The sequence below is a fragment of the Paraburkholderia sp. 32 genome, from assembly GCF_050435345.1.
GTDB lineage: Bacteria > Pseudomonadota > Gammaproteobacteria > Burkholderiales > Burkholderiaceae > Paraburkholderia > Paraburkholderia tuberum.
Genome location: NZ_JBNDKD010000003.1, coordinates 409,590 through 423,437 on the forward strand (window position 1 = coordinate 409,590; position 13,848 = coordinate 423,437).

The window sequence follows — 13,848 nt, forward strand, 5'->3', positions numbered from 1 at the left end:
TGGCCCGGCCGATCGCGGGCTTGCACGCGCGTACCTCGAGCATGTCGTCGTCGAAGCAAAAACAAAGCGGGCCGTAGCCCGCTTCGTTCTGTTTGTGGCGCGTTATCGCCCGCTATCGTGCGCTCCAGACTTCCATTCAGCGCTTCAACGCAGCCCGGGCCCGCGCGATCAGCGCCGACGTCGACGAGTCATGCTTCTTCACGTCGGTACTCGCCGCGCCCAGATCGGCCTCGACCACCTTGCCGAGGATCTTGCCGAGTTCGACGCCCCACTGATCGAACGGGTTGATGTTCCACACCGACGCCTGCACCAGCACCTTGTGCTCATAAAGCGCGATCAGCGCGCCGAGCGTGCGCGCGGTCAACGCGTCGAGCAGCAGCGTCGCGGTGGGGCGGTTGCCGGGGAACGTCAGGTGCGGTGCGAGTTCCGGCTTGTCGGGGCCGGCCACCTTCTTCGCTTCCTCGAGCGTGCGACCCAGCATCAACGCTTCGCTCTGCGCGAAGCAGTTCGCGAGCAGCTTCGGATGATGGCTCGCGAGCGGATGCTCGGGCGTCAGCAGCGCGATGAAATCGATCGGCACGATCGTCGGGCCCTGGTGCAGCATCTGGAAAAACGCGTGCTGACCGTTCGTGCCCGGCTCGCCCCACGTGACTGCGGAAGTCGCATAGTCGACGAACGCGCCGTCGAGACGCGCGGACTTGCCGTTGCTCTCCATTTCGAGCTGCTGCAGATACGACGGCAGGAAATGCAGCGCCTGCGAATACGGCGCGACCAGATAGCTCTGCGAGCCGAAGAAGTTGCGATACCAGATGCCGATCATGCCGAGCAGCACCGGCAGGTTCCTGTCGAGCGGCGCGGTGCGGAAGTGCTGGTCCATCTCGTTGGCGCCGGCGAGCAGCTCGTCGAACTGTTGCGGACCTACCGCGATCATGATCGATAGACCGACGGCCGACCACAGCGAGTAGCGTCCGCCGACCCAGTCCCACATCGAGAACACGTTCTCTTGCGCGATGCCGAACTTGACGACTTCGGCGGTATTGGCCGACACACCGACGAAGTGCTTCGCCAGCGCGCTTTCCGGGCAGCCTTTCTGGATGAAAAAGTCGCGCAGCGAGCGCGCGTTGGTCATCGTCTCCAGCGTCGTGAAAGTCTTCGACACGATGATCGCGAGCGTCTCTTCGGGATCGATCTGCTGCATCACGCTGTACAGATCGGCGCCGTCCACGTTCGACACGAAGTGCGTCGAGATCTCGGGCGTCGCGAGATGATGCAATGCGTGCACGACCATCTTCGGCCCTAGATCCGAGCCGCCGATGCCGATGTTTACGACATGACGGATCCGCTTGCCGGTGTAGCCGGTCCATGTGCCGCTGCGGACCTGCTCGGCGAACGCGGCCATTTTCTTGCGCTCGGCCTGCACTTCGACGAAGAACGGCGCCTTCGGGTCGGTTGCGCGCAAGGCCGTGTGCAGCGCGGCGCGGCCTTCGGTCGGGTTGACGACCTCGCCCGCGAACATCGCGTCGCGGCGCTTCTCGACGCCAGCTTCGCGGGCGAGTTGCACGAGCAGTTGCAGGGTTTCGTCGGTGATGCGGTGCTTCGAGAAATCGGCTGAGAGACCGCCGCCCGCGAACGTGAAGCGTTCGGCGCGCGTGGGAGCGGGATCGTTCTCGGGAGCGAACCAGTCGCGCAGATGCGCATCGCGAATCGTGTCGTAATGCGTCTGCAGCGAGGACCAGGAGGGGAGCGAGTTCTGGGTCATAGCGTCCGTCTAACCAAGGGGCACGAAGGAAGGCGCGCGCATGAAGCGTGGCCGAGAATGATGCGGCGATGCAGTCAGAGCGATGCCACGCGGCCCGGATCGGGACAGGTGCCGACGATACTTCGCGAAGCGGGTGAACTTCGCGAACACGCGAGGCGGCGCCCGCGCCCGCTGGAGTATCGCCGCGACCCGCGATCGACCCGACGCGCGGCGCAGGCAATCAGTATAGCGGGGATGCGCGACGGGCAGCAGGGCGTTGCGCGCGCTCGCGATGATTGGGATCGCGATGTTTCATCGGTGTGAACGAGCGCCGCGAATGCGATTCGTATTCAGAGCAATCGCGCGCGTCAAGCAAGCGGCGCCGAATAGAACAGCCGGTTCAACAAGGTACGCACCATCGGTGCGAGCTCGCCGGCCGTCAGCCCGGCGGGGCCGTGGCCCTGCGCGGTCAGCGCATCGGCGGCGAGGCCGTGCAGATAGACGCCCGCGAGCGCCGCCTCGAAGCGTGGCAGATGCTGCGCGAGCAGCGCGCCGATGATGCCGCCGAGCACGTCGCCGGTGCCGCCCGTCGCGAGCGCGGCGTTGCCGGTCGGGTTCAGCGCTAGGCGGCCGTCGGGCGCGGCGATGATCGTGCCGACGCCCTTCAGCACGACGACGCTCGCAAAACGCGCCGCGAGCGCACGCGCGGCCGCGAGACGGTCGCGTTGCACGCTCGCCGCATCGCTGCCAAGCAGGCGCGCCGCTTCGAGCGGATGCGGAGTGAAAATGCACGGATCGCCTTGCACGCCGCGCGCGGTGACTTCCGCGGCGAGCGCGGGATCCTTGGCGACCAGGTTCAGCGCGTCGGCATCGAACAGCTTGGGCACGTCGAGTTGCAGCACGTCGTGCAGTACCCGCGTCCCGCGTTCGCCGTGCCCCATGCCGCAGCCGATCGCGAGTGCGTCCATCGAATCGAGCGGCAGCGTGTCGATCGGATGCAGCATCAGTTCGGGGTGCGGCGGATCGTAGGGCGGGGCGCCTTCGCCGAGCAGCGCGACGTGGACCTTGCCCGCGCCGGTGTAGAGCGCCGCGCGCGCCGCGAGAATCGGCGCGCCGCACATGCCGGTGTCGCCGCCGACCACCGCGAGGCTGCCGAAGGTGCCCTTGTTGGTCGCGAAGTTGCGTGGGGGCATGAAGGGGCCGAAGAGATCGGGCGCGCTGAGCTGGATCGCCGCACGTGAGGCGCTGGTGGCAGCGTCCTGGCAGCCCCCGCCGTTGATCCCTGCCACGAGCCCGATCGGTGCGACCGTCACTCGCCCGGCGAGATCGCGGCCTTGCGCGGTGAAAAGCCCCGGCTTCGCGCCGATGAACGTGATCGTGTGCGTCGCATGGACCGCCGCCGCGCCGTTGCCGCCGATCACCGCGCCGGTGTCGCTGTCGAGCCCGCTGGGCACATCGAGCGCGAGCACGGCGCCTTGTGTCGGGCGCGTCTTCGTGCGCTGCGACAACTGCCGCGCGAGCGTCGCGAAGACGCCGTCGAGCGGCCGCGCGAGACCGATGCCGAACATACCGTCGACGAGCCAGCCATAGCCGTCGAGCGAGGCGGGCGGCGCCGCGTCGATCGGCACGCCGGCGGCGCGCGCGGCGTCGAGCGCCCAGCGCGCGTCGGCGGGCTTCACTTCAACCGGCATACAGACTTCGACTGCGATGCCGGCCTTGTGCAGTTCCGTCGCGACGACCAGCGCGTCGCCGCCATTGTTGCCGGGGCCGGCGACCAGCCACGCGCGCTGCTGCGACTTCGTCACCGACGTATCCGCGGCGATCCGTTCGAGCAGCCAGCGCGCGGCCGCATGACCGGCGCGCGCCATCAGCGTGTGCTCGGGCAGGGCCGCGGCGGCCTGGGATTCGGCGATCCGCAAGTCGGTCAGTGTCAGCAGCGGCAGCGCAAGCGGCTGCGAGTCGGTCAGCGGATCGAAAAGGGAGAGCAGCGAGTTTTCTGCGTCTGTCATGGCGAAACCTGGCGGTGCGCCCGCGGCGCGGCGGGCAGACTTTGGAATCGCTATGTTAGTGCCGATAGGCGCACGGCGTGCGGCTGTTTCGGTGCGCGCGGCGGAAGCGGCGCGATGAACGCGGGGTATCGACAGCGGGCTGTCAGCCCGCCATACCCGCCTGGAACCGCACGAAACCTTACTGGAACCGCTCCGGCCTCAATGCAGCGAGCGTGTCTTGCGGCAACGTCGGCGTCTGTCCCGACATCAGCTGTGCAACGAGCTTGCCCGCGCCGCAGGCGAGACCCCAGCCGGCCGGGCCATGCCCGACGTTGATGAACAGCCGCGGATGCAGCGCGTTGCCGATCACCGGCAAGCCATCGGGCGACAGCAGTTTCACGCCTTCCCACGGCAGCGCCGCCGAAATGCGCGCGGCGCCCGGAATCCAGTCGTGCGTCGCCTGGCCGAGCAACGCGAGCGCCTCCTTGGTCAGCGCGTCGCCGAGCGGCTTGTCGATCTGGCTCGCGCTTTGCAGCACCGCGCCGCCCGCGATCCGCAGCCGATGGTTCATCCGGCTGATGCCGATGCGCTTGACCGCATCGACGATCGCGACGTGCGGCGCGCATTCCTCGTGCGCGATCGGCGCGACCAGAGAATGCAGCCGCAGCGGATGCAGCGGCAGCCTGAGCCCCGCGCGTTCGAGCAGCGCGAGGCTGCCGTAACCGGCGGCGACCACGACGGCGTCGGCCTGGACCACGTCGATCTCGCGCGAGCGGGGCGCGCCGTCGCGCGGCGCCAGTTCGACCGCCGCGCGCTGACTGTCGAGACGAATGCCGGTCACCTCGCAGTTCGGCATGAACTGCACGCCGCCTTGGGTATCGAGCACCTGTTTGACGAGCTTGGTAAAAAGCGGACAGTTCGCGGTGCGCTCGTGCTCGAACAGCACGCCGCCGGCGAATTCAGGATCTGTGGGGACCGCATGCTCGAACGCCGTGCATTCGGCCGGGCTCAGCACGTGATGCGGCACCTCGAACCGGTGCAGCAGATCGAGCGCGGCTGCGTTCAGCTCCCATTCGTGCGCGCTGCGCACGAGGTACAGCAGACCGCTCGCCTGTTCGAATTCGAGGCCGAAGCGGGCTTCGACGTCGGCCATCGCATCGCGCGAGGATTCGATCAGCGGCCGCAGCAGCGCGTACTGGCGCGCGAACGCCTCGGGCTCCTGCCATGCTCCGAGCTGCTTGATGAACTGCCGCGCGGCGCCGTTGAAGCCGGTCTTGCTGATCACGCCATTTTTCGCGTTGTAGCGGCTCGCCATGAAGGTCGGGCCGAACCAGACGTCGAGCGGCGTCGGCAGCACGTTGCCGCCTTGTCCGTAGGTGGCGCCTTGCGCGACGGTCGCGTGACGCTCGACGACGCATACCCGGTGGCCGGCCGCGCGCAGGTGATAAGCGGTGGCGACGCCCGCTATCCCGCCGCCAATGACGATGACATCCATGCTCTGATTCGATGTGCCGGCGGGCGGCTCGCGCGCGTTCCCGCTGGCTGTGACATGCGGCGCGCCGCCGGGTGAAACCCGGGTCGCGTGCGCCGATCTGGTGAAACGCGAATGATAGCAGTCAAAACACCCGCGCGGCGACGCGACGGGCACCGCGGCGACGCCCTGCGCGGGCAGGCGCGGGCCGCCGCCCACGCACCCCGGAGCCCGCTGGAAGCCCGTTCCCGGGGTATAATCCCGGACTTCCTTTCCGCCTCACGTCGCCTGCATGCGCGGCTCCCCGGCATCAATGAGCGACGCAACGTCAAGTCCCATGGCCCACTTCTCGTGTTTCCCCGGCGCTTCGGCCCTCTCCGATTTCCGTCAAACCCGCCTGCTCGACACGCTCACGCGCATCGACCCGAATATCACCGGCGTGCGCGGGCAGTATCTGCACTTCGTCAATGCCCAGACCGAACTGTCCGCTGAAGACAGCGCGAAGATCGAGGCGCTGATGCACTACGGCAATCCGTTCGAAGAGGGCAAGGAGCGTGGCGCGGTCGAGACCTTCCTCGTCGTGCCGCGCTTTGGCACCGTGTCGCCGTGGGCCAGCAAGGCAACCGACATCGCGCATCTGTGCGGGCTCACGCGGGTGCGCCGCATCGAGCGCGGCGTCGAGTACTCGGTGACGCTGAAAAGCGGCCTGCTCGGCGGCAAGAAGACGCTGTCGGACGAAGCGCGCGCGGCCGTCGCCGCCGCGCTGCACGATCGCATGACCGAGAGCGTCGCGCCGTCGCGCGACCATGCGTTGCATCTGTTTGACGAATTGCCGGCCAAGCTTCTGCAAACCGTCGACGTGCTCGCGAGCGGCCGCGCCGCGCTCGAAACCGCCAACGCGGAACTGGGCCTCGCGCTCGCCGACGACGAAATCGACTATCTGGTCGACGCATTCACGAAGCTCGGCCGCAATCCGACCGACGTCGAGCTGATGATGTTCGCGCAGGCCAACAGCGAACACTGCCGCCACAAGATCTTCAACGCGGACTGGACGATCGACGGCGAGAAGCAGGACATGTCGCTGTTCAACATGATCCGCAACACCGAGAAGCTGAACCCGCAGGGCACGATCGTCGCGTATTCGGACAACTCGGCGATCATGGTCGGCGGCATGGCCGAGCGCTGGTTCCCGCGCACGCCGGCCGACCTCGGCGCGAGCGAATTGCCCGAGCACTATGGCCGCAGCGTCGAGCTCACGCACACGCTGATGAAGGTGGAAACGCACAATCATCCGACCGCGATCTCGCCGTTCCCGGGCGCCGCGACCGGCGCAGGTGGCGAAATCCGCGACGAAGGCGCGACCGGCCGCGGCGCGCGTCCGAAGGCGGGCCTCGCGGGCTTCACGGTATCGAACCTCGAACTGCCGGACGGCGTCGAGGCGTGGGAAAACGCCCGCGACACCGCTCAGCCGCTCGCGCAGCGCAATCCGGCCGACCAGCACGAAGCGTACGGCCGCCCGGACCGCATCGCCTCGCCGCTGCAGATCATGATCGACGGCCCGCTCGGCGCCGCCGCGTTCAACAACGAATTCGGCCGGCCGAACCTCGGCGGCTATTTCCGCACCTACGAGCAGAACGTCGCGGGTCTCGTGCGCGGCTATCACAAGCCGATCATGATCGCGGGCGGCATCGGCAATATCTCCGACCAGCACACGCACAAGCACGATCTGCCGGAAGGCTCGCTGCTGATCCAGATCGGCGGCCCGGGCATGCGCATCGGCATGGGCGGCGGCGCCGCGAGCTCGATGGCGACCGGCACCAACACCGCCGAGCTCGACTTCGACTCGGTGCAGCGCGGCAACCCGGAAATCGAGCGACGCGCGCAGGAAGTGATCAACGCGTGCTGGCAGCTCGGCGACAAGAACCCGATCCTCAGTATTCACGACGTCGGCGCGGGCGGTCTGTCGAACGCGTTCCCCGAAGTGGTGGACGGTGCGGGCAAGGGCGCACTGTTCGAACTGCGCAAGATCCAGCTCGAAGAAAGTGGTCTGTCGCCGCGCGAAATCTGGTCGAACGAAGCGCAGGAGCGCTACGTGCTGGCGATCGCGCCGGCGGATCTGCCGGTGTTCGAGGCGATGTGCAAGCGCGAGCGCTGCCCGTTCGCGGTGATCGGCACGGCCACCGCCGAGCGTCAGCTGAAGCTCATTGATTCCGAACTGCAGGAAGGCGCGCACCAGCCAGTCGATATGCCGATGGAAGTGCTGCTCGGCAAGGCGCCGCGTATGCACCGCGACGTAAAGCGTGCCGAGCGCAGGCTCGAACCGGTCGACGTGACCGGCCTCGCGCTGCAGGACGTCGCGCAGAGCGTGCTGCGTCATCCGACGGTCGCGAGCAAGTCGTTCCTGATCACGATCGGCGACCGCTCGGTCGGCGGCACGACCGCGCGCGATCAGATGATCGGTCCGTGGCAGGTGCCGGTGGCCGACGTCGCGATCACGACAATGGATTACGCAGGCTTCAGCGGCGAAGCGATGACGATGTCCGAGCGCACGCCGCTCGCCGTCATCAACGCCCCGGCCTCGGGCCGTATGGCAGTCGGCGAGGCGATCACCAACATCGCGGCGGCGCCGATCGCGTCGCTCGACAAACTCAAGCTGTCGGCCAACTGGATGGCCGCGTGCGGCGCGCCTGGCGAAGACGCCGCGCTCTACGACACGGTCAAGGCGATCGGTATGGAACTGTGCCCGGCGCTCGGTATCGGCATTCCGGTCGGCAAGGATTCGCTGTCGATGCGCACCCGCTGGGAAGAGAGCGGCGTCGCGAAGGAAGTGGTCGCGCCGGTGTCGCTGATCATCTCCGCGTTCGCGCCGGTTGAAGACGTCCGCAAGCATCTGACGCCGCAACTGCAGCGCGTGAGCGAAGTCGGCGAGTCGGTGCTGATCGCGATCGATCTCGGCCGCGGCAAGCAGCGTCTGGGCGGCAGCATTCTCGCGCAGGTCACGCAGCAGGTCGGCGACACGGTGCCGGACGTCGACGATCCGGAAGATCTGAAGCGCTTCTTCAACGCGATCCAGGCGCTCAATAGCGACGGCAAGCTGCTCGCGTACCACGACCGCTCGGACGGCGGCCTGTGGGCGACGGTCTGCGAAATGGCGTTCGCGGGTCACGCGGGCGTATCGCTGAACGTCGACATGCTCGTGCTCGACGCGCACCACGAATCCGATTACGGCGACGCGAAGGACTGGGTGAAGCAGACCAGCGGCCGCCGCGACGACCGCACACTGCGCGCGCTTTTCAACGAAGAGCTCGGCGCCGTCGTGCAAGTGCGCGCGGCCGATCGCGACGCGGTGCTCGCCGCGCTGCGCGAGCATGATCTGTCGGCGTGCTCGCACGTGATCGGCAAGACCAACGAGCGCGACGTGATCGAGATCTATCGCGACGCGAAGAAGCTCTACGAGGCGCCGCGTGCCGAACTGCATCGCACGTGGAGCGAAGTGAGCTGGCGCATCGCGCGTCTGCGCGACAACCCGGCTTGCGCCGACGCCGAATACGACGCGCTGCTCGACGCGGCCGACCCTGGCATCACGCCGGTGCTGAGCTTCGATCCGGCCGACGATGTCGCCGCCCCGTTCGTCCCCCAAGGGGACTTCCTTCGGGGCGTCCCCCAGGGGGACTTCCTTCGGGGCGTTGGCAAGGGCGCGCGTCCGCGCGTCGCGATCCTGCGCGAGCAGGGCGTGAACTCGCATCTGGAGACGGCCTATGCATTCGATCGCGCCGGCTTCGACGCGCACGACGTGCATATGAGCGACCTGCTCGCGGGCCGCGCGAACCTCGCCGATTTCGCGGGTGCGGTCGCGTGCGGCGGCTTCTCGTACGGCGATACGCTGGGCGCCGGCGAAGGCTGGGCCAAGACGATCCGCTTCAACGCGCAACTGGCCGACATGTTCGCCGCGTTCTTCAGTCGTGGCGACACGTTCGCGCTCGGCATCTGCAACGGCTGCCAGATGATGAGCAGCCTCGCGTCGATGATCCCCGGCGCCGAAGCATGGCCGAAGTTCACGCGCAACAAGTCGGAGCAGTTCGAGGCACGCTTCTCGCTCGTCGAGGTGCAGGCATCGCCGTCGCTCTTTTTCGCCGGCATGGAAGGCTCGCGCATTCCGGTCGCGGTCGCGCACGGCGAAGGCTTTGCGGACTTCTCGCAGCAGGGCGACAAGTCGAAGGTCGCGGTCGCGATGCGCTATGTCGATCACCGTGGTCAGGCGACCGAGCAGTATCCGTTCAACCCGAACGGTTCGCCCGAGGGCATCACGTCGGTCACGACGGCCGACGGCCGCTTCACGGTGCTGATGCCGCACATGGAGCGCGTGCATCGCGCGGTGCAGATGAGCTGGCATCCGCAGGGCTGGGGCGAGATCGGCACGGACGCGAGCCCGTGGCTGCGCGCGTTCCAGAACGCGCGTCGCTGGCTCGGTTGATGAGTCGAGGGGCTGCCGCCCGCGTGCGGCGGCTCCTGTTTGCGGCAGCCACGCACGCCGCCGCCGCAAATCTTGCAGCAACAAAAAAGCCGCCCACGGGCGGCTTTATCGCATTCAGGCTTCAGAGCCAGGCGGACTATCCGAAGACAATCCGCCCGCCGACCCCTTACTGAATCTTCGCGTTCTTGCGCAGATTCTCTTCGAACGCCTGCAGCTTTTCCTGCTGGATCTGCTGCACGATCTGCGCGCGCACCTGCTCGAGCGGCGGCGGCGTGACGGCGCGGATGTCGTCGACACGGATGATGTGCCAGCCGAATTGCGTATGCACCGGCGTGTCGGTCATCTGGCCTTTCTGCAGATGCGTGGCCGCGTCCGCGAATTCAGGCACGTAGGCCTTCGGATCCGACCAGTCGAGATCGCCGCCGTTCTTGCCCGATCCCGGGTCCTTCGAGTACTGCTTGGCCAGGGCCTCGAAGCTTGCGCCGGCCTTGATCTTCGCGATCAGCTCCTTCGCCTGTTGCTCGTTGTCGACGAGGATATGGTGCAGGTGATATTCCTTGCCGCCCGCATCCTTGACGAGCGCGTTGTAGCGCGCGGTGATTTCGGCGTCGGTCGGCTGATTGTTCTTTACGAAGTCTTCGATCAGCGCGCGCAGCACGACAGTTTGCTGCGCGACCGCGATTTGCGCCTTGACGTCCGGACGGTTCGGCAGCCCGCGACGCAGCGCTTCCTGCATCAGGATTTCGCGATTCACGAGCTCTTCGCGCACGGCCTGCTGCAGTTGCGGCGTGTCCTGCTGTCCCTGGTGAACCAGTTGCTGGATCAATGCATCGGCGCGCGACTTCGGAATCGGCGTGCCGTTCACCACGGCGATGTTCTGTGCGAATGCAGGTGCGGCCGCGAACGCAGCCAGCAATACCCAGTGGCGGGTTTTCTTCAAGGTCATCGAAAGGTTCCTAGCGGGGCAACAAAGCAAATTCTTCGGGCGTATACGCCGTGATGGCAAGGGCATGAATGCCGCGCTGCATGGCATCGGCCAGCGCATCATACACCATGCGATGCCGCGCCACGCGGGGCTTACCGGCAAACGCGACGGCCACGATCGTGACACTGAAATGACCGCCGGCGGCGGCACCAGCGTGGCCCGCGTGCTGCGCGCTGTCGTCGGTGATGCGGATCGATTCGACGGGCGCGAGCGCGGCCGCGAGGCGCGCCTCGATGAGCGCGGCGCGCTCGGCGGTGGTGGCGTGCATGAACAGGTCGCTCATGTCATTCCTCCTTCATGTACTTCGACAGCCACAGGCTCTGCCCGACGATGAACACAAGCAGGCAGCCGGTCGCGCCGAACAGCTTGAAATTGACCCACTGATCGGTCGTGTAGTGATACGCGACGAACAGGTTCAGCAGACCGAGCAGCACGAAAAACACCGCCCAGATCAGGTTCAGCTTGCCCCAGATCGCGTGCGGCAGCGTGATCTGCTTGCCCATCATCGCTTCGATCAGGTTCTTGTTGAAGCCGAGCTGCGACACGATCAGCGCGACGGAAAACGCCCAGTACAGCACGGTCGGCTTCCATTTGATAAAGGTGTCGTTGTGCAGCACGAGCGTCGCGCCGCCGAATACGACGACGACGCCGAGGCTCACCCACAGCATCGGGTCGACCTTGCGGTGGCGGAACGCCACCCACGCGATCTGCACCAGCGTGGCGACGATCGCCACTGCCGTCGCCGTGAAAATGCCCCAGATCTTGAAGGCGACGAAGAACAGGATGATCGGGAACAGATCGAACAGGAATTTCATTATCTGATCGGGAAGTCGGAGAGTGAGTCGAACGTTGAAGCGCGCCCGCCTGGCGTGCAAGGTGCGCGGTGCCCGCTGGCGAGCGGGACTGCCGCATTGGAAGGGCGCCGCGCGCACTTCCAATGCGGCGCCGAAGGCGGGCAGGGATGCTGTCGCGCCGCGTTACTTGGGCTCGAATTGTAACGCAGCTGAATTGATGCAGTAACGCAGACCGGTCGGCGCCGGTCCATCCTCGAACACGTGGCCCAGATGCGCGCCGCAGTTCTTGCACTGCACCTCGATGCGCAGCATGCCGTGTGAGCGATCGGTCTTCTCGGCGATCACCTCGCCGTTGATGGGGCGGAAATAGCTCGGCCAGCCGCAGCCGGCGTCGAACTTGGTGTCCGATTCGAACAGCGGTGTGCCGCAGCACACGCAGTCGTAGACGCCGCGTTCCCAGTGATCGTCGTAGCGGCCCGTGAACGGGCGCTCGGTGGCCGCATGGCGCGTCACCTGGTATTCCATGTCGGTCAGCTGCTTGCGCCACTCGGCGTCGCTTTTCTGTACGGCTGGGGCGTCATGCTTGAGATCGTCGGGGTTGCTCATGGTCGGGTTCCTGTCTCGGGTTTGTCTCGCGGGTTTGTGCTGGTTCGTGCCGGTGTTTTCTGGAGGCACGGCCGTGGCGATTCAACCGCGCCGGCGCGTCATGACGAACAGCTCACTTCCAGTGAGTTCGCCCAGTCGGGCGGCAGGCCCGCATACGACGCGTATTCGGGCTGCTCGTCGAACGGGTGACGCAACACGGCCGCGAGCCGTTCCACCTCGGAGAAATCCTTCTCCTTCGCGCGTTGGATCGCCGTTTCCGCCAGATGGTTGCGAAGTACGAATTTGGGGTTCACGCGATTCATTGCAATGGCGCGCGCAACGTCGTCGCGTGACTCTTCGGCGAGCCGCGCGCGATAGTCGTTCGCCCATGCGTCGAAGGCGACGCGATCGAGGAACAGGTCGCGCACCGGCGTATCGCCGCTTGCATCGTGTTTCGACAGGCGCGCGAGATTGCGGAACGTCAGCGTGAAATCGGCGCGGTTCGCGTGCATCACTTCGAACAGCCGGTTGACCAGCGCGTCGTCGCCGTCGTGCGCCTGTTCGAGGCCGAGCTTCGCGCGCATGCGGTTTTCGAGCGCCGGCGCGAAACGGTCCTTGAAGCCGGCGAGCACGTGCTGCGCATCTTCGACCGCCTTGTCGGCGCGCACGCTTTCGTCGTGCTTCTCGCCGAACAACGGCAGCAGTCCCTGCGCGAGGCAGAACAGGTTCCAGTACGCTATTTGCGGCTGCAGCCGGTAGGCGTAGCGGCCCTGCGTATCGGAGTGATTGCAGATGTGGCCGGCATCGAAGCCATCCATGAAACCGAACGGGCCGTAGTCGATCGTCAGGCCCAGGATCGACATGTTGTCGGTATTCATCACGCCGTGACAGAAACCGACCGCCTGCCAGTCGACCATCAGATCCGCGGTGGAGCGCACCGCCTCGGCGAGCAGCGCCAGATACGGATCGTCGGCCTCCTTGCAATGCGGATAGAAGCGCTCGACGACGTGATCGGCGAGCGCGCGCAACGCGTCGACACGATCGTTCGCGTAGAAGTGCTCGAAGTGGCCGAAGCGCACGAAGCTCGGCGCGACGCGCGTGACCACCGCGGCGGTTTCGATCGTCTCGCGCCGCACCGGCTGGTCGGAGCCGATCACGCACAATGCGCGCGTGGTCGGAATGCCGAGATGATGCATCGCCTCCGAGCACAGATATTCGCGGATCGACGAGCGCAGCACCGCGCGGCCGTCGCCCATGCGCGAATAGGGCGTGCGACCCGCGCCTTTGAGCTGCAGTTCGTTGCGCTCGCCGTCGTGTTCGAGCTCGCCCAGACCGAGCGCGCGGCCGTCGCCGAGCTGGCCGGCCCACACGCCGAACTGATGCCCCGAGTACACCGACGCATAAGGCAGCGTGTCGGCCGGCCAGTCGCGCGTCGCGTTGCCGCAGAACAGCTCGATAAAGCCCGGATCGCGCTCGATACCCTCGGGCATCCCGAGCCGCGCGGCGGTCTCGACCGAGAAGCCGACGAGATAGGGTGCGTCGAGCGGCGCGGCGGGCAGGCGCGTGAGGAACGTGCCGCCGAGCCGCGCGAACGCGTTGGCTGGGGGAGTGGCGAGTGTGTTGGAAAGATCCGTCAAAGCTGCGGATAGCCCTGCAAAGCTTGGGGAAAACGACATGTTGAGCGCCTCTGGATTAGCCGATATTGTAAGTCCGCGCCCGCGGCGCTGCTGGGCGGCCGCCTTCATCGTTCGGACCATGCTGCTGCGCTCGACGCCGCCACGATCTTGCGCCAACCCATCGACCCACTGACAAG

Annotated in this window: 9 protein-coding genes; 1 reads left to right on the forward strand and 8 read right to left on the reverse strand. The window is 66.7% G+C overall.

Features of this window, described 5'->3' with window-relative positions; translation table 11 throughout:
* Positions 1 to 136 precede the first annotated feature (136 nt).
* From pgi to OKW26_RS24660, 3 genes are all read right to left on the reverse strand, one after another.
* Positions 137 to 1,759, reverse strand: a complete 1,623-nt coding sequence (pgi, locus tag OKW26_RS24650; protein ID WP_429355497.1) for a glucose-6-phosphate isomerase — start codon at positions 1,757 to 1,759, stop codon at positions 137 to 139.
* A gap of 347 nt (positions 1,760 to 2,106) precedes the next feature.
* Positions 2,107 to 3,747 carry an NAD(P)H-hydrate dehydratase gene (locus OKW26_RS24655; protein WP_429355498.1) on the reverse strand — a complete coding sequence of 547 codons (1,641 nt, stop codon included), beginning with the start codon at positions 3,745 to 3,747 and terminating at the stop codon, positions 2,107 to 2,109.
* Between the two features lie 178 nt (positions 3,748 to 3,925).
* Positions 3,926 to 5,221 (reverse strand): NAD(P)/FAD-dependent oxidoreductase, encoded by a 1,296-nt coding sequence (locus tag OKW26_RS24660; RefSeq protein WP_429355499.1) that lies wholly within the window; start codon positions 5,219 to 5,221, stop codon positions 3,926 to 3,928.
* Between the two features lie 313 nt (positions 5,222 to 5,534).
* Here OKW26_RS24660 and purL point away from each other — a divergent pair, with 313 nt between their 5' ends.
* Complete coding sequence (gene purL / locus OKW26_RS24665) at positions 5,535 to 9,671, forward strand: phosphoribosylformylglycinamidine synthase (protein WP_429355500.1); 4,137 nt, start codon at positions 5,535 to 5,537, stop codon at positions 9,669 to 9,671.
* Positions 9,672 to 9,837: 166 nt separating this feature from the next.
* Here the strand turns inward: purL and OKW26_RS24670 are convergent, their stop codons facing one another.
* The 5 genes from OKW26_RS24670 to OKW26_RS24690 form a co-directional block, all read right to left on the reverse strand.
* Positions 9,838 to 10,617: a peptidylprolyl isomerase gene (locus OKW26_RS24670; RefSeq protein WP_429336418.1), complete on the reverse strand. Its 780-nt coding sequence runs from the start codon at positions 10,615 to 10,617 to the stop codon at positions 9,838 to 9,840.
* A gap of 10 nt (positions 10,618 to 10,627) precedes the next feature.
* Positions 10,628 to 10,939 (reverse strand): BolA family protein, encoded by a 312-nt coding sequence (locus OKW26_RS24675; RefSeq protein WP_013089413.1) that lies wholly within the window; start codon positions 10,937 to 10,939, stop codon positions 10,628 to 10,630.
* Between the two features lies 1 nt (position 10,940).
* On the reverse strand, positions 10,941 to 11,471 hold the full coding sequence (locus OKW26_RS24680) for a septation protein A (protein WP_085481354.1): 531 nt from the start codon (positions 11,469 to 11,471) through the stop codon (positions 10,941 to 10,943).
* Between the two features lie 162 nt (positions 11,472 to 11,633).
* On the reverse strand, positions 11,634 to 12,056 hold the full coding sequence (gene msrB, locus OKW26_RS24685) for a peptide-methionine (R)-S-oxide reductase MsrB (protein ID WP_184043795.1): 423 nt from the start codon (positions 12,054 to 12,056) through the stop codon (positions 11,634 to 11,636).
* A 98-nt stretch (positions 12,057 to 12,154) separates the two neighbouring features.
* Complete coding sequence (locus OKW26_RS24690; protein WP_429355501.1) at positions 12,155 to 13,711, reverse strand: protein adenylyltransferase SelO; 1,557 nt, start codon at positions 13,709 to 13,711, stop codon at positions 12,155 to 12,157.
* Between the last annotated feature and the right edge of the window lie 137 nt (positions 13,712 to 13,848).

Excerpts from the sequence above, each read along its gene's own strand:
- msrB (WP_184043795.1), bottom strand. The coding sequence starts at position 12,056 with ATGAGCAACCCCGACGATCTCAAGCATGACGCCCCAGCCGTACAGAAA.
- OKW26_RS24675 (WP_013089413.1), bottom strand. The coding sequence starts at position 10,939 with ATGAGCGACCTGTTCATGCACGCCACCACCGCCGAGCGCGCCGCGCTC.
- OKW26_RS24670 (WP_429336418.1), bottom strand. The coding sequence starts at position 10,617 with ATGACCTTGAAGAAAACCCGCCACTGGGTATTGCTGGCTGCGTTCGCG.
- OKW26_RS24660 (WP_429355499.1), bottom strand. The coding sequence starts at position 5,221 with ATGGATGTCATCGTCATTGGCGGCGGGATAGCGGGCGTCGCCACCGCT.
- OKW26_RS24680 (WP_085481354.1), bottom strand. The coding sequence starts at position 11,471 with ATGAAATTCCTGTTCGATCTGTTCCCGATCATCCTGTTCTTCGTCGCC.
- OKW26_RS24690 (WP_429355501.1), bottom strand. The coding sequence starts at position 13,711 with ATGTCGTTTTCCCCAAGCTTTGCAGGGCTATCCGCAGCTTTGACGGAT.
- OKW26_RS24655 (WP_429355498.1), bottom strand. The coding sequence starts at position 3,747 with ATGACAGACGCAGAAAACTCGCTGCTCTCCCTTTTCGATCCGCTGACC.
- purL (WP_429355500.1), top strand. The coding sequence starts at position 5,535 with ATGGCCCACTTCTCGTGTTTCCCCGGCGCTTCGGCCCTCTCCGATTTC.
- pgi (WP_429355497.1), bottom strand. The coding sequence starts at position 1,759 with ATGACCCAGAACTCGCTCCCCTCCTGGTCCTCGCTGCAGACGCATTAC.